The organism is Micromonospora sp. NPDC048905 (assembly GCF_040649655.1).
Lineage (GTDB): Bacteria > Actinomycetota > Actinomycetes > Mycobacteriales > Micromonosporaceae > Micromonospora.
Map to the genome: position 1 here is coordinate 1 of NZ_JBEZFV010000012.1, position 20,197 is coordinate 20,197.

Sequence of the window (20,197 nt, forward strand, 5' to 3'; positions counted from 1 at the left end):
CGTCGATCATGGAGTTGTGGTGGCGGGAAGGTGGAGGTTCGAGGCTTCTGTCCGGCACCACAACTCCATGATCGACCCAGTGGCGGACCTTGGTGCGCATAGCATCGCGGGAGGAGCTTTGGGGGTTGTGCACAGGGCCGATGGTTATCCACAGGGCGCTGGGTTGGGGTCGGGGGATGGCGACGTGTTGCTGCAGATTCATGCGGCATGGCAGAGCGTTTGTATCGATACTCGGAGTTACTCGCGGCCGGCCTCAGTCGGGAGCAGGTACGGGGGCTGGCTGAGCTGTCCCGCCTGCACCGGATGTCGCGAAGCATCTACGCGCCGTCGGCCGATCAGGCCGGACGCCTGCCAGCGATCTTCCGACGACTACCCGCCACCGCCGTCGTAGGCTTCCAAACGGGCGCGCAACTGCACGGCTTCGGCGACGCCCGCAGCCCCGACGTGCACGTGATCGTGCCGGCAGGGGAGAACGTCCCGCGCATTCGGGGCGTCATCACCCACGAGGCGGTTCTGCCGGTGCGCGACCCCGTACTGCTGGCCGGGGTGCCCTGTGCGCCCGCCTCCAGGTGCGCGGTGGACCTGGCCCGGTCGTTGCACCGGATGGACGCGATGCCGCTACTGGACCTTAGCCTTCGCGTAGGCGCCTGCCGGCCCGAGGAACTCCGGATCGAGGTCGATCGGCACGCTCGTCTGCGTGGAGTCTGTCAGGCGCGTGATCTCGTGCCGCGCGCCGATCCCCGGGCAGAGTGCCGGCAGGAGAGCCAACTCCGCCTAGTACTGATTGACGGCGGCCTGCCACCGCCGGAGCCGCAGATCTGGGTCTCGGACAGCAACGGGATCCCGCTCTACCGCCTCGACCTTGGTTACCGGCAACACCGCGTCGGTGTCGAGTACGACGGTTCGTCCCATCTGGACCGCGCCCGCCTCCGGCACGATCGCTCTCGAATGAACTGGCTCGCCGCCAATGGCTGGCGCATGCGCCACTTCACCGACCTGGACCTCTACCGTCGCCCCGCCCACATCATCAGAACCCTAATCCCCCTCCTCGCCCCCTAACCGAACCGCCAATCCGCTGCCCCGCCCGGCCCCGCCAGTCCCGCCCCGCCCCGCCCCGCCCCGGTCCGCGCTGCCCTCGGCCGGCCAGTCGATCATGGAGTTATGGGGTTTTCCAAAGGTGCAAAAGTAACCACAAGCCCCACCACAACTCCATGATCGACCCGGGCAGCGGGCAGTGACGCGGGCGGGGCAGGGGGTGGGGGTGGGTGGGTGGGTGGGTGGGGCTTGGGGTGACGGGGGTCACGGGTCTTGGTGGTGGCGTGGTTGTTGGGGACGGATGGTGTGGACGACGTGGAGGGGGACGAAACCGGCAAGGGCTGGCTTGCGATGGTTTGCCCGCTGGACGCTCGCGTGGAGGATGGCAGCGGCGGGTGCTTACAGAACCCTTAACCCGGGCCTGCGACGGTATGCCGGGGCAGGCCGAACTCGGGGGAGCGGAAACGTGCGGGTGCTGGTGGCGGACGACGAGCGGTTGTTGGCGGACACGGTGGCCGAAGGGCTGCGCCGCCTGTCGATGGCCGTCGACGTCTGCTACGACGGCGACGGTGCGCTGGAGCGCATCGGGGTGAACCGGTACGACGTCGCGGTGCTGGACCGGGACATGCCCGGGCACACCGGCGACGAGGTGTGCCGCAGCATCGCCGACTCACAGGTCGGCACCCGCGTGCTGCTGCTCACCGCGGCGGCCGGCATCCGGGACCGGGTGGAGGGGCTCGGGCTCGGTGCGGACGACTACCTGACCAAGCCGTTCGCCTTCGCCGAACTGGTGGCCCGGGTGCAGGCTCTTGGCCGACGGTCCACCCCGGCGCTGCCACCGGTGCTCAGCCAGGACGGCCTGACGCTGGATGTGGGCCGGCACGTGGCCACCCGCGACGGCCGGCCGCTCACCCTGAGCCCGAAGGAGTTCGCCGTGCTGCACGTGCTGCTGCGGGCCGAAGGTCAGGTGGTCAGCGCCGAGGAGTTGCTGGAGCAGGCCTGGGACGAGTTCGCCGACCCGTTCACGAACGCGGTACGGGTCACCGTGATGACTCTCCGGAAGAAGCTCGGCGATCCGACGATCATTCACACGGTTCCGAAGGCCGGCTACCGGATCGGCGGTACGGCGTGAGCTGGACGCCGCGACGTCGGGTGCTGCTCGTGGGCCTGCTGGCACTGCTGACGGGGCCGGTGCTCCCGACGATGGGCAAATGGCTGGCCGGGGTGACCTGGGACTGGGGGCAGCAGTTCTGCGACGTTCCCCTGCCCGGGCTCAGCACGGTGTGCGCCGAGGTCCGGCCGGGGGCGTTCGTGCTGCCCCTGGTGGCCGTACTGCTGGTGAGCGTTTCGGTCCTGGCGGCGCTCTGGTTCGGCGCGATGTGGTGCCTGCGCCCGGTCCGTGACCTGGCCGGGCCGATCGCGCACGTTGGCCCGCAGAACCTCGGTCACCGGATCCGCCCTCGGGGGCGCGACGAGCTGGCCCGGCTGTCCCGGGCGATCGACGAGATGATGGAACGCATCTCCGCGGGGTACGAGGGCCAGCGGCGGTTCGCGGCGAACGCCTCGCACGAGCTGCGTACCCCGCTGGCGGTGCAACGGACGCTCATCGAGGTCGGCATGGCCCAGGCGCTCTCCGGTGAGCAGTTGGAGCTGCTGACCGCCCAGCTGCTGGAGACCAACGAGCGCAACGAACGGCTGATCGAGGGTCTGCTGGCGCTCAGCGAGAGTGACCAGGGCCTGCGGTCGCGGATACCGCAGCGGCTCGACGCGATCGTCGAGGCGGTGCTCGCCGGCTACCAGGACCGTGCCCGGGAAGCTGCGGTCACCATCGACACCCATCTCGCGCCCCGGATCGTGGTGGGCGAACGGGTGCTGTTGGAACGCCTGGTCAGCAACCTGGTGGAGAACGGGATCAAGTACAACCGGCGGGGCGGCTCGCTGACCGTCGCGGTGAGCGGGGTGCCCGCGTTGTCCGTGGTCAACACCGGTCAGCCCGTGCCGGCCGAGGCGGTGGCCGGTCTCTTCGAGCCGTTCCGCCGGCTGACCCGGGACCGCACCGCGCAGGGCGGAGGCGCCGGTCTCGGCCTGGCCATCGCCCGCTCGATCACCCAGGCGCACGACGGGATCATCGCGGCCCGCCCCGCCGAGCGCGGCGGCCTACGGGTCGACGTCCAACTACCCAATGTGACCTAGCGCTCCACACCCTCGCTCCGGGTCCGCGTACGGCGGATCCGACCCGTGGTGCGCGCGAAAGGAGAAACCGATGTCACGCACCGTTGCCCAGACCTGGGTCGATGTGGAGGAGGCCGCCCGCTGGCTCGCCGGCCGCGTGGTCCGGACACCCGTGCTGCGGTCCCCGGTGATCGACAGTTTGGCCGGGGCGCGCGTCCTGCTCAAGGCGGAGAACCTCCAGGACGGCGGCTCGTACAAGATGCGTGGCGCGCTGCGGGCGGTGGGCCGGCTCGCCGCGGCCGGCCACCGAGGGGTGATCGCGCAGAGCACCGGCAACCACGCGGTGGCGGTGGCGTTGGCGGCCCGGCAGCACGGGATCGCGGCGACCGTGGTGCTGCCGGTCGACGCGGCACCGACGAAGGTCGACCGGGCCCGCGCGGCGGGGGCGCGCGTGGTGTTCGCCGGCACCGGCGTCGAGGAGCGGGTGGCGGTGGCCAACGGGCTCAGCGACGAGAGCGGTCACCCCGTCGTCGACGCGTACGACCACCCGGACGTCATCGCCGGGCAGGGTACCGCCAGCCTCGAACTGATCGAGGAGGCCGAGCGCGTCGGCACACCGCTGGACACGCTCGTCGTACCGGTGGGTGGTGGTGGCGGGGTCGCGGGCGCCTGCCTGGCCGCGGCCGGCAGGGGCATCGAGGTGTACGGCGTGGAACCGGTCGGCTGTGACTCGCTCGCCCGTAGCCTGGCGGCCGGTGAGCGTGTCCCGGTCGCGCCGGTGCCCACGATCGCGGACGGGCTGCGGCCGTCCTGTGTGGGTGAGTTGCCGTTCGCGATCGTGCGGAACGAGCTGCGCGGGGTCGTCCGGGTCGACGACGACGAGATCGGGGCGGCGTTCCGGCTGATCCTGACGGAGCTGAAGGTGCTCGCCGAGCCGTCCGGGGCGGCCGGTCTGGCCGGCGCGCTTCGGCTCACCTCCGAAGCTGGTCGGCAGCGGACCATCGGGGTGGTGCTGACCGGCGGGAACGTGGAGCCGGCGTTGGTGGCCCGGTTGCTGGTTCCGCCGCCCGCCGAGCTGCCGAGCAGGGAAGCGGTGGCGGCGTGAGCGCGCCGACGCGGATCGGAATCCTGTTCGGTGGACCGTCGGCGGAGCACGAGGTGTCCTGCGCGTCCGCGCTCGGGGTGGCTCGGGCGCTCGGCGGCGGCGGGTACCGCACGCTCGCCATCGGCATCACCCGCGGCGGCGGTTTCCGGCTGGTGCCCGACGCGCTGCTGGCGCAGTTGCGGGACCGGCCGGCCGGCGAGCGGGCCATCGACGACCGCCTCCAGGTGACCGGTCCGGCCGTCGAGTTGCGGGCCGGTCCGCGTCCGGGCGTCGTGCAGGTGTCCGCGGGCAACGCCCCCGGCGCGGTGCACGCCGAGCTGGACGTGGTCTTCCCGGTGCTGCACGGCCCGTTCGGCGAGGACGGTGTGGTGCAGGGGCTGTTGGAGTCCCTCAACGTGCCGTACGTCGGGTGCGGCATCCTCGCCTCGGCGGTGGGGATGAACAAGGTGGCGATGAAGCGGGCGCTGCGCGCCGAGGACATCCCCGTCACCCCGTACGTCGCGTTCGACGCGCACACCTACCGGGCGTCCGACGACCCGGAGAAGCTGGTCCTCGGGCTGCGTCGGCCGCTCTTCGTGAAACCGGCGAACATGGGTTCCTCGATCGGCATCTCCCGCGTCGGCGAGGGCGACGACCTGGCCGCCGCCGTGGAGGAGGCGCTGCGCCACGACCAGCTCGTCCTGGTCGAGCAGGGGGTCACCGGCCGGGAGTTGGAGTGTGCGGTGCTCGGTGGCTGGCGTCCGGAGGCGTCGGCGGTGGGCGAGGTGCGGGTGGCCGGCGGGTGGTTCGACTACCAGCAGAAGTACTTCGGCGACGCCGACCCGATGATCGTCCCCGCCGTGTTGCCGGACGAGGTGACCGCGCGGGTCCGCGAGCTGTCGCTGCGGGCGTTCGCCGCGATCGGCGGCTGGGGTCTGGCCCGGGTCGACTTCTTCTACGACGAGAGGAGCGGTGAGCTGTACGTCAACGAACTGAACACCATGCCCGGATTCACGGCGCACTCGATGTATCCGAAGGTGTGGGCGGCCGCCGGTGTCGGGTACCGGGAGGTGGTGGACCGACTCGTCGAGTTGGCCCGTACCCGGCACGCGGAACGGACCGCCAACACCGGGGGGAGCGTCCGATGATCCTGCTCTCCGATCCCCGCGTGGCCGCGGTGCCCAGCGCCGACGACGGTGACCCGTTCGTGGACCTGCGTGAGCTGCCCGAGTTGCGGCTCGACGGCCGCGCGGCCGACCCGGCCGGGGCGTACGCCCGGCTGCGCGCCGCGGTCGTGGACCGCCTGCTGGCCGCGCAGCGTGCCCTGCCGGCCGGGATGCGTCTGCTGGTGGTGGAGGGATACCGGCCGTACCGGGCGCAGTTGGCCATCTTCACCGGCTACCGGGACGAGCTGCGCCGACGGCACCCGGACTGGTCCCCGCAGCGGCTGCACCGGGAGACCACCAAGTTCGTCTCGCCGGTCGAGGTGGCCCCGCACAGCACCGGCGGGGCGGTGGACCTGACGCTCTGCACCGACGACGGTGTGGAACTCGACCTGGGTACGGCCATCGACGCGACCCCGGAGGACAGCGACGACGCCTGTTTCACCGACGCGCCCACGATTTCCGCCACGGCCCGACGGCACCGGCAGATCATGGTGGACGCTCTCGGCGGCGCGGGGATGGTGAACTACCCGACCGAGTGGTGGCACTGGTCGTACGGCGACCGCTACTGGGCGCTGATCACCGGGGCGCCGCGCACCCGGTACGGGCCGGTGGACCTGGCCGCCGCCCGATCGGTGCCCGTTCCGGCTGAACGGTAGGGCGCTCCCGTCCGTACCAGGGGAGGAAGGACACCACCGAGGACGGGAGTGACGTCGATGAGGGTGCAGCGCAGGCACGTGCTGGCAGCGACCGTGGCGGTGCTCGCCGCGGCGGGCGTGGCGGTGGGGACCAACTTCGGCTTCGCCGACACCGCCCCGGCACGGTCGACCGTCTGCTCCGGCTCGGTCACCTTCTCGGCGGAGGGCGGTGCGCCGGCGGCGACCAGCGACCGCTTCCCGGTGGGCACCCGACTGCGGGTCACCAACCTGGACAACAACCGGGCGGCCACCGTGACCGTGACCGGCCCGTCGGGCAGTTGTGTGCTGCTCAACGCGGCCGCCATGGAGCTGGTCCGGGAGCCGGGCAAGAACGTGATCCGCCGCAACGTGGTGGAGCGGTTGGACGGTGGGGCGCCGTCGGCCGGGCAGTCGACCGCCGGCACGATCCGCCCCGGTGCGGCATCTCCCGGGGCGTCGGGTGCGGCTCCCCGCTCGGCCTGCTCCGGGGCGATCACCTTCTTCGAGGAGGTGGCCGGGCCGGCGGCGACCAGCGGCCAGTTCCCGGTGGGCACCCGGTTGCGGGTGACGAACCTGGACAACAACCGGGCGACCACGGTGACGGTGACCGGCCCGTCGGGCAGTTGTGTGCTGCTCAACTCCGCCGCGATGGACCAGATCCGCGAGCCCGGCAAGAACCTGGTCCGCCGCAACACCGTCGAGGTGCTGCGCTGAGGCCGGCCCTCAGTCGGACTGCCAGGTGCCGTCGTCGCGGACCCGGGCGGGGGCGCGGCCGAGCAGCAGCGTGGTGAGCGCCGCGTCGATGGTGTCGCCGAGGAACCACTCGCCGGCCTGGTCGAGGGCGAAGACCCGGCCGCGCTCGTCCACCGCCAGGATGCTGTCCTGTTGCTCGGTGCCGATCGGAAAGAGTCGTACGCCGAGCACCGCCCCGAAGTCCGCGAGGGTGTCGGCGGTGTGCGCGACGGTGTGTGGGCGGATGTCGAACCGGGAGATCCACACCTGCTCGCCGCGACCGCGTCGGGCACCGACCAGGCTGGGGAACGCGGTCAGCGCCTCGACGGCGGCGGGGAAGACCGCGTGCTGGTGGGCCACCCCCCGCACCGCGGTGACGTCCCGCACGGCCGCGGCAGCCATGATCTGATCGCCGATGTGTGGTCGCCAGCCCGCCGCGACCAGCGCGTTGGCGACCTCCGCCGGGAAGCGGCCAGGGTCGGGGTCGGGTTCCGCCGGGGCACGCCAGGTCTCGGTGTACGCCCGTGCCGACTCCGGCAGGACGTTGGCGCGCACCAGGAACGTGATGCACGAATCGCAGGGCAGCTCGGCGGGGCCGCCAGCCGGGTCACCCGGCTCCCGGACCCGGAAGATCTCGAACCGGGCGTCCGCCAGCAGTGCCGCCGCCTCGGCCCGACCCATCGGCGCGATGCCCTCGGCGGCCCGGCGGTGGTCGTACTCGTGCAGGACGTCGGAGACCACGATCAGCTCGGCGTGGGCGTCGCCCCCGCGGACCAGGTCGCCCGGGGGCAACTGGTCGAGGTAGGTGCGGACCAGCGGGTGATGGTTGAGCGGGACGGCCGCCCTGGTGCCCTGGGCCGTCCAGATCCGGCCTTCGAGGGTCAGGTGCGCGGTGGTGTTCGGGGTGGCGATCCGATGGATCTCCCGGACCAGCAGACTCGACGGGTCGACGGTGCGGGGAGCGCTCGGCCCGGCCGGCTGGCTGCGTCGGTACAGATCCGCCACCACGTCGCTCGGCACCCGCGGCCAGGTGGTGACCTTGCCGGTCTGCTTGTCGATGACCGTCGTCGGCAGGTCCCCGGGGATCGTGCGCACCTCGGTGGGGACGACGGAGGTGATGACGAAGCCGAGGTCGAACTCGTCGACCGTCGCCGTGCACTCGTGGCCGAGGCGCTGCGAGTCGCGGCGGGCCCAGGTGGCCGCGAGCTGCTCGGCCTGCTGACGGTCGATCACACTCTGAAACTACCGGATTACACGAATCGATGGCGGCCGGTATGGTGCTGCTCTACCGACGGTGACGGGAGGGGCAGCGGTGAGCGAACACGCGGACCGGCACGCCAACCGCGAGCTACGGGCCAGATTCGACGACGTGTACGGGCAGTACCAGCAGCTCAGGTCCGGTTTGGACGACTTGCAGACGCGCCTCGCCGAGTTGCGGGTGACCCGGCGGTCTGCCGACGGCCAGGTGACCGCAACCGTGGGCGCCCAGGGTCAGTTGATTGAGGTCGAGGTGACGCCGGCCGTCTACCGCGAGCGGGACGCCGCGGCGCTCGGCCGGAAAATCACCGAAACGATCCGGGCCGCCGCGACCGCCGCCGCCGACGCCACCCGTGACCTCGTCGCCGAGGTTATGCCGGCCGGCTCCGGGTCGGCGGACTTCCTGCGCACCGGAGATTACGCCGCGCTGCTCGGCCGGGCCGACACCGTTCTCGGCCGGGGCGCGGGGCAGCCATGACCGACGGACAGCTCTGGCTCGACCCGTCCCGCGCCCGCAGCGGCGGTGCCGACCTGGCGCTCGCTGGTGAGGCGGTAGCGGCCCGACGAGCGGCGGAAGGCGGCGCGATCGAGGCCGCCAGCGGCGCCCGGCCGTGGGGTCGCGACGACATCGGCGCCGCCTTCGAGCGCAACTACCGCGGATTCGAGCAGACCGTGCTGCGGGCCTGGGCGGGCGTCGGGCACCGGCTCACCGAGTTGGGCGGCGACGTTGTCCGCGCCGTCGACGCGAGCGTGCAGACCGACGGGGGCAGCGCGGCCCGGTTCGGTCGGGCCGCCGACAGGCGCTGACGGCCGGCGACTGCGATGAGTGTGCTGCCGAGCCCGATTCCGCACCCGCTGGACCACGCACCCTGGGACGTGCCGGGCTGGATCTACGAAGCCCTGGACTGGGTGGTCGGCGTGCAGTGGCCGGAGGGCAACGAGCGGGCGGTCTGGGACGTCGCCGACCAGTGGTACGCGATCGCCGGCGTCCTCTCCGGCCCGTACACCGATGCCGCCACGGCCGCCGCCGACGTGCACGACGGGTACGGCCGTGTCGGGGCGGTCGACGCGGCGTTCGAGGCGGCCTGGCGGGCGATCGCCGAGGGTGCCGACGCCCCGCTGCCCGTGCTCCTCGCGGTCACCGCCGACCTGGGTCGGCTGGTCGAGGAGTGCGGCTGCGACATCGAGGGCGCCAAGCTGGAGGTCTGGATCGAGCTGGGCATCCTGGTCGTCGAGTTGCTCGCGGTCGCGGTCGCGGCGGTGCTCACCGCGGGTGCGGCAAGCCCGGCGGCCGGCGCGGCCATCACCGCGACCCGGCTGCTGGTGCAACAGATCTTCAAGCGGCTGATGGGCCAACTCGCCAGCAAATCCCTCAAACACGGGCTCAAGGAGGCCGGCGAGCGGGCGGCCAAGGAGGTCACCCGGGGTGGTGTGCGCGGTTTCGCCAGGCGGGCCGGCCGGGAGGGACTGGAGGAAGCCGCCGAGGAGGCCGGGGTCACCCTGGCCACCCAGGCGTACCAGAACTCGACCGGGCGGGCACACGGCCTGGACCTGACCGACCTCGGCGCGTCGGCGGTCGGTGGCCTCGCCGGCGGGGCGGTGGCGCCGCTGGCTGGGCTGGGCCGACACGCGACCGGGCGGGTGGCGCGGGTCGGGGAGCACCTGGGGCGGGAGATGACCGGCGAGGTGCTCGCCGACAGCGCTGCCAGCCTGGCCACCGGTCAGGGCCTGACCTCCCTGGAGGACGTGGCGCGCGCCGCCGCGTCCGGGGCCACCGGTTCGGCCACCGGGCAGACCGACCACGCGCTGCGCGCCCGGCTCGACGCGCAGGCCGACGCCCTCGCCGGGGCGTCGTTCACCGGCCCCTCCCTCCCTTCCGTGGCACCGGTCGCCGGCGATCCGTCCGCCTCGGGGACGTCCCGGCCGGCCGATGCTTGGGCGGGTACGGCCACGTCGGCAGCGGGTGTGGGATCGTCCACGGTGGCCGCGAGCGCGGCGGGTTCGAATGGCATGGTCTCGGCTCCGAGCATCCCGGCGCAGGCGACGCCCCTCGCCGCCACGTCGCCACCGGACCACGGGTTGCCGCCGCGCGTCGATTCGCCGGGCGTCTCCACGGCGCAGCCGACCGCCACCGCCGTGGACCTGCACGTGTCGACACCACCGTCGGTCAACGCGCTGTCCGACGTGGACACCCCGATGCCGTCGACGGAGGGGCCTCTCCTGAAGGAGGCCAGCGCCACACCCACGATCGCGGCCGATCCGACGCCGTCGTCGGCGGCCGCCGACCCAAGGCCGTCGCCGGTGGCAGCTCCCGGGCAACCGTTGGCCGTTGCTCCCGGAGTCTCGCCGATGGCGGCTCCCGGGATGCCGTCGCCGGTCGGTCCCGGGGTCTCGCCGGTGGCCGCTCCTGGGCTGTCGTCGGCAGTCGCTCCCGGGCTCTCGTCGGTGGCCGCACCCGTGGCCGGGGCCTTCGCGCCGACCAGCGGGCCGGCCAGCGGGCCGACCAGCGGGCCGACCAGCGGGCCGACCAGCGGGCCGACCAGCGGGGTCGCGCCGGGCCACGTCGGCAACCCGCCGCACGCCACCACCTACGGCCCGGTCGCCTGGTCACCATCGACCGCCACGCCGACGCCGACGACCACCGCCGGCCCGACAGCGCCGGTCACCGTCGCCAACCCGGAGGTGGGACGACTGCTCGCCCCGGCGCGGGAGCGGCGCGCGCCGGATCATCCGGCCCGGGGCAGGGCGTCCGTCCCCGCCGAGGTCGTGGCGTTCGGCGATCCGGTGACGCCCACGACCGACACCATCGACTGGTACGCCGCGCAGTGGGCCGCCGAGGCGGAAGCCGCCGAGCGGCGGCGCTACCACGGCCACCACCAAACGCAGCGGACCGGGTTCGAGCGCAATCGCCGGCAGGCCGAGGCCACCCGACTGCGCGCCCGGGCCGCCGAGCACGATCGCCGGGCCACCGAGTACGCCGCCTACGCCCGACAACTGCACCAGGCTGGTCACCGGCAGTGGGCCGACGGCTGGCAGTGGGCCGCGAACGACGAGACACAGGCGTACGCCCAGTGGCGTGACCTGGCGGACGCGGTGCTGGCCGGCACCACGGCGCCGCCGGTCGTGGACATCGGCGCCACCGCCTTCGAACACGCCAACCGGGACGTCGGCGCGCTCGCACTCGGCGCGGTGGAGACCTCCGGTCCGTCCCGGCTCACCGGCGACGACACACCCCCGCCGATCGACGACTCCCGGCCGTACGGGCAGCCGGGAGGACTGCGTCCACCGCTCGCCCTGCACCAGGTCGACGTCGAACGGCAGATGCCCCGCGAGTCGGACGGCACCGTCACCCGCACCGCCGATCCCCGCCGGGGCGGCTGGTTCCGGCTGTTGAACGACGGAGGTCCCAGGGCCGACGCCACCCGGGGCATCAACTGCCTGGACTGCACGCTGTCGATGTTCGAAACCTGGGTGCACGGCCGGCCGCGGGTGTCGGCCCCGCGTACCTTCGACGGCTACCTGGACGGGGACATCCGACGCCCGATCCGTGGTGAAGCAGGCGGCCCGGGCCGGGTCGAGGACGTGACCGGCGGGCGCTTCCAGCGGCTCCTCGCCCCGCCGTCCGGGCAGCGGACGTACGGCGAGCAGGCACGGCAGGCCGCCGACCGGAGCTACCGCAACCTGCACGACCAACTGTTGCTGGGCGGCCACGGCAGCTACGCGTTCCTGGTCACCGAGTGGCCGCACGGCGGTTCGCACGCGTGGGTGGCGCTCAACCAGAACGGCACGGTGCTCTACGTGGACCCGCAGAACGGCGTGGTCCGGGACCGGCCGTTGTACCCCGACGTGGTCGGCATCGACTCGCTGGTGCTGGGCGGCGACGGCCGGCCGATGCCGCTCAGCGGGCTGCCCCGCGGCCGGTTCAGTGAGCGGCCCGACCTGCCGAACCACCCGTCGGCGGACGGCGACGGCGGCCACGGCGACCCGTACATCAACCGGATGTATCTGCTGCTGGACGGTCCGGGCTCGGTGAGTGCGGGCGACGGCGAGCCCGCCGAGGACTCGTCCGGCGCTGTCCCGCGGCAGCCGCCGGCAGGTGACAGCCCGGCCCGGGTCGTCTCGATGGCCGCCAGTCTGGACGAGATCTTCACCGCCGGCGTGAGTCCGGCCGAGTTCGCGGAGGTGGTCGACCCGCCCAGCCTTCGTCGGCTGGTCCCGGAGTTGGACGACGCGTCGGCGCGGGATGTGGTGCGGCTGTTCGCCGACGGCCGGGTCCGCGACATGCTCGACAGCATTGGGCGGGAGCCGCCCGCGAACGAGCCAGGGCTGGCCGAGAGCCTGACCCGGCAGCTGGTGCGGCATCCAGATCTCGCACGTCTGATCCTGTCCACGCCCGAACTCGCGAACTCGCTGACCGCGCGCCCGTTGACCCTCTATCACCTGGCGGGTCATCAGCAGGCCATCGACGTCCTCGCCGAGGTGCTCGACGACGTCGCCCGGCAAGAGGCTGCCGGCCTGGAGGCATCGACGCCCCCGGGTGTACCTCGGCCAGAGCCGACTCCCCTCACCGCCGAGCAGCTGAGGATCAGTGCCAGCATTCAGGTGCGGCGGGGGCCGGTCGCGCAGGCGGGATTCGATGACCTCCGGCGCGGTGACGCCGCCTACCGTAGGCGCTACCTCGACGATCTCTACGCGTCTGCGGTCGTGGCGCAGGCCGATCTGAATGAGCTGGCGGTGTCCCTGGCGCAGGTGGATGGTCATCGTGTTGGAGAGCCTGGCTGGCGTCCTCAGCCCAAGGAGCGTGGCCGAGCCGAGGACAAGGTGAACAACAATCAGGGCGACGTGTCGAAATTGCTCGACCTTGCGGCCGCGAAGGTTGAGTTCCGCAACCTCGACGATCTCTACGCCGCGCTCGCCCGGATCAAAGGCCATCGAGATGTCGTCGTTGTGAGCTGTGAAGATCGGTTCGTGACGCCAATGAGTAGTGGCTACCGGGATGTGCAGATGGTGCTGCGGACGCGGAACGGCCACCTGGCCGAATTCCGCCTACACTTGGCCGCGCTTGACGCTGTCGCGAAGTGGGAGCATGTCCTTTATGAGGTGCGACGTGACATGGAGGCTCTTGCCGAGGCGAAGGGCCGACCTCTCACGCTGCGGGAGCGTGCAATCACCGACGGCGTTCGTCTTCGCGAACAACGGCTATTTTGGCAGGCTTTGCAGTCAACTTTCGAGGAGAAGTCTGGATGACCGAGATGCCTGGCCTGACGCTCCCCGCTTATTACCTCTACTACCAGTCGCCGGTGAAGATCGTCGAAACTCCTGATGGTGGCGCTCGGGTCTGGCGAGTTTCCATCGACTCTGGTGGATGGCACGAAAAGAATGACATCTTCGTCGAAATAACACTAGGTGTCGGTGGCGATATCTTCCGTCGTACCGCGGAGGATTTCGTGCAGGAGGTCGAGGCTTACCGGGCTCATTACCTCAAGGGTGACGGGCCGATCTTCGCGCTCTACGATGCGGTGCGGTCAATCGAAGATCTTGCAGACGCCGAGGCTCGTCATGAGACTCCACGTGAACAGGCCATCATTCGTGGTATTCGGCAGCGGACCTTTGTCATGTTCGAGGAGCAGCTTCGCGCGGCGGGCGATCCTGGCGCGGACCCCGAGATAGCGAGGGCGGAGGCCAGCGGCGGATAGGGCCTTGCCTGGCGGTGGGTTGCCGTTGTCGTCCGGAGCGGACGGCGTGGGTGGCGGCCGACCGGGTCGAATAGCATCGACGGATGGCGAGTTCCGACCCGCAGAGCAAGTGGCCCAACCTCTGGGCGTGGCCGGTGGGCATCCTGATCGGACTGGCGATCGGCATCCCCTCGTTCGGCTCGACCGGCGGCGTGGCCTTCGGTGTGGCCCTCGGCATTGCCTTCGCGATGGCCCTCGGCGCGGCGAAGGGGCGAACCGATGGCGACCCCGCGAAGGGTGGCCCGGACGGTGGTGCCGCCCGGGACGGTACCGAAGGTCGGCGGCGAGGGTGATCGACTCGGGTTCGGCGATGTCGGGCATTCGCCGCCGTGGGACAGCCCGACGTCAATGACGTCGAGTGGATCATGGCGAGCGGTGGCCTCGACGCCGAGGGACGCGGCGACGCCGGGCAGTGTTGCCGAGGCGGTGGCCGTACAGGAGGAGTTGCGGCCGCTTGTCGACCTGGTCGGGCCCGGGCCCAGCGCACCGGAGACGGTGGCCGGCCTGGATGTCGCGTACTCCCAGGGTGGTGACCTGCTGGCGGCGGCCGTGACGGTGCTGGATGCCCGGACGTTGGTCGTGGTGGACTCGGCGGTCTGTGTGGGGCGGCCGGCGTTCGATTACGTGCCTGGGCTGTTCGCCTTCCGTGAGTTGCCCGCGTTGCTCAGCGCATTGGACCGCCTGGCCACGATCCCGGATCTGCTGGTGTGCGATGGGCACGGGCTGGCGCATCCGCGTCGGTTCGGGCTCGCCTGCCACCTCGGCGTGGTCACCGGGTTGCCCGCGATCGGGGTGGGCAAGACGCCGCTGGTCGGGACGTGGGATCCGCCGGTCGCCGAGCGGGGTGCCTGGTCGCCGCTGCTAGACGGTGGTGACGTCGTCGGCCGGGTGCTCCGCACCCAGGACGGCGTGAAGCCGGTCTTCGTCAGCGTCGGACATCGAATGAGCCTGGAGAACGCGACCGCGCAGGTGCTCGCGTTGACCCCGCGGTTCCGGCTGCCGGAGACCACCCGCACGTCCGACCGACTCTGCCGCGACGCCCTCTCCCGGGCGGAGCACCCGCACTGACCCGACGTCCTGCCCGGAGTGAAACCACGTGTGAGCAGGTCGTCGGGCCGGGTCCGAAACCGTAACGCGGCACACGTCCGGGCCGCTCTGTGACCGGCGGGGTGGATGGGGCGGTAGTAGCCTGGCCCGCGGACCCCACCCGGGGAGACGGCGAGGTGATCATGACGGTGCGTCGACGCGCGGCACGGCTCGCGGCGGTCTGCGGTCTGGTGGGCGGCCTGGTGATGCTCGGCGCGTCGCCCGCGCTGGCCGAAGGCGACTCGGTCCGGGTGGGTGCGGCCAGCAGCTTCACCGCCGGTGGTTCCGCCCAGGGGGTGAACGTGGCGGTGCGCAAGCGCACCGACGGCTGCGTCCTGCTGCGTACCGGAGTGGTTCTCAACCTGGGGGGTCTCCAGCCGGACCAGGTGAAGGTCGAGGTCAACGCGGGCAGGCAGTGGCTCCCGGTGGCGGTGAGCGGCGGTGGCGGCAACGTGGGGACCGTGCAGACGACGCCGTTGAAGCCCACCCTGTGCAAGGGCAAGGGCATCACCGTGCGGTACCGGGTGACCTTCGATGCGGCTGTCCCGGGTGGCCGGCTCATCGTGATCGGCGTGGGCTTCAACGCGGCCGGTCTGGAGCTCGGCCGGGGCAGCGACACGGCGAAGGTGAACGGCGCGCGGGTCACCCCCTCGCCGACGCCGTCGAAGAAGGCGACGCCCACCCCGAGTCCGACCGACGTCGCGATTGTCGACGACGCGGTGACGCCGGCCGCGCTGGCCGGCACCTCTGGTGCGCCGGACACCTCGGCGGCCGCCGCGGCCTCGTCCGGCACCTCGCCGGTGATGATCTTCGGCATCGTCATGGTGGCGATCGGGTTGCTGCTCATCGTGCTGCTGTTCCGTCGCTCGCGCCAGGATCGCCGGCCGTCCGACGAGCCGACCGGCACGCTGCCGGGCAACCCCGGCGGCACCACCTACCGGGCCGGCGGTGGGTCGCCGGCCACGCCCGGTCGCCCTGGCCAGGTGTACGGCCAGCAGCCGCCGCCCGCCGGTCCGGGCGCCGCGCCACTCCCACGCCCGGGCGCCATGCCATTCCCGCGCCCGGCCGCGGGTCCGGGTGCGGTGCCGTCCCCGCCCCCGGCCGCCGGTGGCGTCTACGGTGCTCGGCCCGCAGCAGGTGCGCCCCCGGAGGCGACGCAGCCGATGCCGGGAGCGCCGGAAAACCGCCAACCGCCCGGGGATCCGCCCCCCGACGATGGCGGTCGCACGGTGATCATGCCCCGGCTCCCCGGCTGAGCGGGGCTCGACCCCGGCCCTCCGTTACGCTCAGGCTCGGTGTCTACCTGCGGCCAAGGAGTGGAACACGTGTCTGATCTGTCCCAGATTGTGAAGGCGTACGACGTCCGAGGGACGGTGCCGGACCAGTGGGACGAACGGGTCGCCGAGGCGCTGGGAGCCGCGTTCACGCAGCTGCTCAACGCCACCGAGGAGCCGGGTGACGCGGTGGTCGTCGGGTACGACATGCGCGCCACCTCGCCCGGACTGGCCGCCGCGTTCGCCGCCGGCGTACGGGCCGAGGGCCGCTCGGTGATCGAGATCGGGCTGGCCTCCACCGACCTGCTCTACTTCGCCTCCGGCTCGCTCGACCTGCCCGGCGCGATGTTCACCGCCAGCCACAACCCCGCCCAGTACAACGGCATCAAGATGTGCCGCTCCGGCGCGCGCCCGATCGGCCAGGAGAGTGGTCTGGCGGAGATCCGGGAGCGGGCCCAGGCGCTGCTGGACTCGGGCGAGGCCCGCCCCGCCGGTACGCCCACCCGGCCGGCCGAGCGGCGCGACCTGCTGCCCGACTATGCCGGCTACCTGCGCAAGCTGGTCGACCTCTCGGGCATCCGGCCGTTGAAGGTCGTCGTCGACGCCGGCAACGGGATGGGTGGCTTCACCGTCCCCACCGTGCTGGGCAACGCCGCTCTGTCGCCGCTGCCGCTGGAGATCGTTCCGCTCTACTTCGAGTTGGACGGCACCTTCCCCAACCACGAGGCCAACCCACTGGATCCGGCGAACCTGGTCGACCTCCAGCGCGCGGTGGTGGAGCACGGGGCCGACATCGGGTTGGCCTTCGACGGTGACGCCGACAGGTGCTTCGTGGTGGACGAGCGTGGCGAGCCGGTCTCGCCGTCGGCGATCACCGCCCTCGTCGCCGCACGGGAGTTGGCCAAGCACCCCGGCTCCACAGTGATCCACGGCCTGATCACCTCCAGCGCGGTCGCGGAGATCATCCGTGAGCACGGTGGGAAGCCCGTCGTCGCCCGGGTCGGGCACTCCTTCATCAAGGCGGAGATGGCCCGGACCAACGCTGTCTTTGGCGGCGAGCACTCCGCGCACTACTACTTCCGGGACTTCTGGTTCGCCGACACCGGGATGCTCGCGGCGATGCACACCCTGGCCGCGCTGGGCGAGCAGTCGCTGCCGCTGTCCGTGCTGGCCGGCGAGTACGAGCGCTACATCGCCTCCGGCGAGATCAACTCGACGGTGGCCGACCAGGCGGCGGCGGTGGCCGAGGTGCGGGCCGCGTACCCCGACGCGGTGACCGACGAGATGGACGGCCTCACTCTGCGGTTCCCCGACGGCGCGTGGTTCAACCTGCGCGCCTCCAACACCGAGCCGCTGCTGCGGCTCAACGTCGAGGCGCCTACCCGCGAGCGGATGGTCTCGCTCCGGGACGACGTGCTCGACCGCGTTCGCCGATAAGATCGCCTGCGCCGGTCGGCACCGCCGCCGGTCAAGCCGCACACCCGGTCGGTACCGCCGCCGGTCAAGCCGCACACGTGGAAGGAGCCGTGCCATGGCCCTGGATCCGCAGTTGCTCGAGATTCTCGCCTGTCCGGACACGCACCACGCCCCGCTCACCTACGACGCCGAGGCGCAGACGCTCACCTGCACGGAGTGTGGCCGGATCTTCGAGGTCCGCGACGACGTGCCGGTGCTGCTGCTCGACGAGGCGCGCGGCGGCCCGGGGCAGTCCTCATGATCGACGGTACGGCCGGGGTCAGCGGTCGTCGCGACGCCGACGAGGCCCTGCTCGACAACCCGGAGGCGCTGGCCGAGCACGACCCGGGCGGCATGCTCCGGCACACGGCGTCGGCCGGTGCGCAGGTTCGCGAGAGCGCGGCTCTGGCCGCCGAGGCGAACCTGGCGGTCCTCGCCGACGACGGGCGTCCCCGAGCCGTCGTCATCGCCGGTATCGGCACCGCGGGGCGTACCGGGGACGTGTTGGCCACTGTCGCCGGTCCGCGCTGCCCGGTCCCGATCATCGGGCACCGCAGCGCGGGCGTACCCGGCTGGGTGGGCGCGGCGGACGTGGTGATCGCGGTGAGCGCGTCCGGTCGTAGCCCGGAGGCGCTCGGCGCGGCCGAGGCGGCGCACCGGCGGGGTGCCCGGCTGGTCGCCGTGGGTGCCCCCGACTCGCAGTTGCAGTCGATCGCCGAGCAGGCCCGGGCGCCGTTCATTCCGGTGCCCCGGCGTGCCCCGGCCCGAGCCAGCCTCTGGGCGCTCACCATTCCGGTCCTGCTCGCGGCTCGTTCGCTCGGGCTCGTGAAGGTCAACGAGGCGGACCTGGCGGAGACCGCGGCCCGGCTCGACGCGGACGCCGACCGCTGCCGTTCCGCCGCGGAGTCCTTCGTCAACCCGGCGAAGTCGCTGGCCCTGGGCCTGGCCGGCTCGATCCCGATCGTCTGGGGTTCGTCCCCGCTGGCCACCGTGGCCGCCCGCCGGTTCGGCGACACCCTGTCGGCCAACGCCCGCTACCCGGTGGTCACCGGGGCGCTCGGCGAGGCCGGCCGGGGCCGGGTCGGGCTGCTCGACGGCGTCTTCGGCGGCCTGGCCGAGGGCGAGCGGGACATCTTCGCCGACCGGGCGGAGGACGACGGCGAGGGCACCCGGCTGCGGCTCGTGCTGCTGCGCGACGGCGGGCTCAACGCCGAGGACGACACCGACGAGCCGCTGGCCGTCGAGGAGCGCCGCGCGGACGCGGTGCAGACCCTCGCCGAGCGCCGTGGCGTGCGGTGCGACGTGGTGACGGCCGAGGGCGGCTCCGCCCTGGAGCGGCTGGCCTCGCTGATCGCGGTCCCGGATTTCGCCTCGATCTACCTCGCTCTGGCACACGGGCTGGACCCGATGGCCGTACCGGCCATCACCGAGATGAAGGAGCTGTCGAACCAGTGAACGAACGTAGGGGGCGGTGCGTCATGCGCGGACCGGTTGGCTTCGTGCGGCGAAGCGGAGCGGTGGCATGAGCGCGAACGGTGGGACGAAGGCGATTGTCGCCGCCCTGCTGGCCAACATCGGCATCGCCGTCACCAAGTTCGCAGCGTTCCTGCTGACCGGCTCGTCGTCGATGCTGGCCGAGTCGGTCCACTCGGTCGCCGACTCCGGCAACCAGGGCCTCCTGCTGCTCGGCGGCAAGCGGGCTAAGCGGGCGGCCACCCCGGAGCACCCGTTCGGGTACGGCCGGGAGCGCTACATCTACGCGTTCATCGTGTCCATCGTGCTGTTCAGCATCGGTGGCCTGTTCGCCCTCTACGAGGCCTACCACAAGTGGGCGCACCCACACGGCATCACCAAGTGGCACGCGGTGCCGGTGATCGTGCTGGTAGCGGCGATCATCATGGAGTCGTTCTCCTTCCGGACCGCCATCAAGGAGTCCAACCACGTCCGGGGCAACCAGTCCTGGGTGCGTTTCATCCGCCGCGCCAAGGCGCCGGAGTTGCCGGTGGTGCTCCTGGAGGACTTCGGCGCGCTCGTCGGTCTGGTGTTCGCGCTGTTCGGTGTCGGCCTGACGCTGATCACCGGCAACGGCCGGTGGGACGCCGCGGGCACCGCGATGATCGGCATCCTGCTTGTCGTCATCGCCGTGGTCCTGGCCATCGAGACGAAGAGCCTGCTGCTCGGTGAGGGCGCCGAGGCGTCCGACCTGGCCACCATCGAGCGGGCCGTCACCGACGGCCCCGAGGTGGAGCGGATCATCCACATGAAGACGCTCTACCTGGGCCCGGAAGAGCTGATGGTGGCCGCCAAGATCGCCGTTCCGGAGTGGGAGAGCGCCCACGACCTCGCGCGGGGCATCAACGCCGTGGAGGCGCGGATTCGCGCCGCGGTGCCGATCGCCCGGGTGATCTACCTGGAGCCGGACGTCTACAGTGCCGCCGCCGCCGAGGCCGGCACCGGCGCGGCGGCCGACACGGCCGTGCCGCAGGACGCCTCGGGCGAGGCGGCCGGGCGGCCCGGGGGCTGACCT

19 protein-coding genes are annotated in these 20,197 nt (G+C 72.2%); 18 read left to right on the plus strand and 1 reads right to left on the minus strand.

The window, feature by feature from the left end; all coding sequences use genetic code 11:
- Positions 1–207 precede the first annotated feature (207 nt).
- The 7 genes from AB0C01_RS26335 to AB0C01_RS26365 all read left to right on the plus strand — a co-directional run bounded on the left by AB0C01_RS26335 (position 208) and on the right by AB0C01_RS26365 (position 6,845).
- On the plus strand, positions 208–1,059 hold the full coding sequence (locus AB0C01_RS26335) for a DUF559 domain-containing protein (RefSeq protein ID WP_357572405.1): 852 nt from the start codon (positions 208–210) through the stop codon (positions 1,057–1,059).
- A 442-nt stretch (positions 1,060–1,501) separates the two neighbouring features.
- Positions 1,502–2,167 carry a response regulator transcription factor gene (locus AB0C01_RS26340; RefSeq protein WP_357241945.1) on the plus strand — a complete coding sequence of 222 codons (666 nt, stop codon included), beginning with the start codon at positions 1,502–1,504 and terminating at the stop codon, positions 2,165–2,167.
- Positions 2,164–3,228, plus strand: coding sequence for a HAMP domain-containing sensor histidine kinase (locus AB0C01_RS26345; protein ID WP_357572406.1), 1,065 nt, complete (start codon positions 2,164–2,166; stop codon positions 3,226–3,228). The genes AB0C01_RS26340 and AB0C01_RS26345 overlap by 4 nt, the downstream gene beginning before the upstream one ends.
- A 70-nt stretch (positions 3,229–3,298) precedes the next feature.
- A complete protein-coding gene (locus tag AB0C01_RS26350; protein WP_357572407.1) occupies positions 3,299–4,312 on the plus strand; it encodes a pyridoxal-phosphate dependent enzyme in 1,014 nt (337 codons plus the stop codon).
- Entirely contained in the window at positions 4,309–5,439 is a 1,131-nt protein-coding gene (locus AB0C01_RS26355; RefSeq protein WP_357572408.1) for a D-alanine--D-alanine ligase family protein, read from the plus strand. Before AB0C01_RS26350 ends, AB0C01_RS26355 begins: the two co-directional genes overlap by 4 nt.
- Positions 5,436–6,113 (plus strand): M15 family metallopeptidase, encoded by a 678-nt coding sequence (locus AB0C01_RS26360; protein ID WP_357241956.1) that lies wholly within the window; start codon positions 5,436–5,438, stop codon positions 6,111–6,113. The genes AB0C01_RS26355 and AB0C01_RS26360 overlap by 4 nt, the downstream gene beginning before the upstream one ends.
- 57 nt (positions 6,114–6,170) lie before the next feature.
- Positions 6,171–6,845 (plus strand): hypothetical protein, encoded by a 675-nt coding sequence (locus AB0C01_RS26365; protein WP_357572409.1) that lies wholly within the window; start codon positions 6,171–6,173, stop codon positions 6,843–6,845.
- A gap of 9 nt (positions 6,846–6,854) precedes the next feature.
- On the opposite strand, the gene AB0C01_RS26370 is transcribed toward AB0C01_RS26365, so the two are convergent.
- The gene (locus AB0C01_RS26370; protein WP_357241962.1) at positions 6,855–8,096 is read right to left on the minus strand and encodes an SUKH-3 domain-containing protein; all 1,242 of its coding nucleotides are present in this window, start codon (positions 8,094–8,096) and stop codon (positions 6,855–6,857) included.
- Between the two features lie 79 nt (positions 8,097–8,175).
- Between AB0C01_RS26370 and AB0C01_RS26375 the strand changes: the two genes are divergently transcribed.
- The 11 genes from AB0C01_RS26375 to AB0C01_RS26425 all read left to right on the plus strand — a co-directional run bounded on the left by AB0C01_RS26375 (position 8,176) and on the right by AB0C01_RS26425 (position 20,194).
- A complete protein-coding gene (locus AB0C01_RS26375; protein WP_357572410.1) occupies positions 8,176–8,598 on the plus strand; it encodes a YbaB/EbfC family nucleoid-associated protein in 423 nt (140 codons plus the stop codon).
- On the plus strand, positions 8,595–8,927 hold the full coding sequence (locus AB0C01_RS26380) for a hypothetical protein (RefSeq protein WP_357241968.1): 333 nt from the start codon (positions 8,595–8,597) through the stop codon (positions 8,925–8,927). Before AB0C01_RS26375 ends, AB0C01_RS26380 begins: the two co-directional genes overlap by 4 nt.
- Positions 8,928–8,942: 15 nt before the next feature.
- On the plus strand, positions 8,943–13,367 hold the full coding sequence (locus tag AB0C01_RS26385; RefSeq protein WP_357572411.1) for a toxin glutamine deamidase domain-containing protein: 4,425 nt from the start codon (positions 8,943–8,945) through the stop codon (positions 13,365–13,367).
- A complete protein-coding gene (locus AB0C01_RS26390) occupies positions 13,364–13,816 on the plus strand; it encodes a hypothetical protein (protein ID WP_357572412.1) in 453 nt (150 codons plus the stop codon). The genes AB0C01_RS26385 and AB0C01_RS26390 overlap by 4 nt, the downstream gene beginning before the upstream one ends.
- Positions 13,817–13,899: 83 nt before the next feature.
- Entirely contained in the window at positions 13,900–14,148 is a 249-nt protein-coding gene (locus AB0C01_RS26395; protein WP_357241978.1) for a hypothetical protein, read from the plus strand.
- An 82-nt stretch (positions 14,149–14,230) separates the two neighbouring features.
- Positions 14,231–14,923, plus strand: a complete 693-nt coding sequence (locus AB0C01_RS26400; RefSeq protein WP_357572413.1) for an endonuclease V — start codon at positions 14,231–14,233, stop codon at positions 14,921–14,923.
- A 161-nt stretch (positions 14,924–15,084) separates the two neighbouring features.
- Positions 15,085–16,197 (plus strand): hypothetical protein, encoded by a 1,113-nt coding sequence (locus AB0C01_RS26405; protein WP_357241984.1) that lies wholly within the window; start codon positions 15,085–15,087, stop codon positions 16,195–16,197.
- A 69-nt stretch (positions 16,198–16,266) separates the two neighbouring features.
- The gene (locus AB0C01_RS26410) at positions 16,267–17,652 is read left to right on the plus strand and encodes a phosphomannomutase/phosphoglucomutase (protein WP_357572414.1); all 1,386 of its coding nucleotides are present in this window, start codon (positions 16,267–16,269) and stop codon (positions 17,650–17,652) included.
- 94 nt (positions 17,653–17,746) lie between these two features.
- On the plus strand, positions 17,747–17,932 hold the full coding sequence (locus AB0C01_RS26415) for a Trm112 family protein (protein ID WP_091394023.1): 186 nt from the start codon (positions 17,747–17,749) through the stop codon (positions 17,930–17,932).
- Positions 17,929–19,125, plus strand: a complete 1,197-nt coding sequence (locus tag AB0C01_RS26420; protein WP_357241990.1) for an SIS domain-containing protein — start codon at positions 17,929–17,931, stop codon at positions 19,123–19,125. The genes AB0C01_RS26415 and AB0C01_RS26420 overlap by 4 nt, the downstream gene beginning before the upstream one ends.
- Positions 19,126–19,192: 67 nt before the next feature.
- Positions 19,193–20,194: a cation diffusion facilitator family transporter gene (locus AB0C01_RS26425; RefSeq protein WP_357241993.1), complete on the plus strand. Its 1,002-nt coding sequence runs from the start codon at positions 19,193–19,195 to the stop codon at positions 20,192–20,194.
- Positions 20,195–20,197 lie beyond the last annotated feature (3 nt).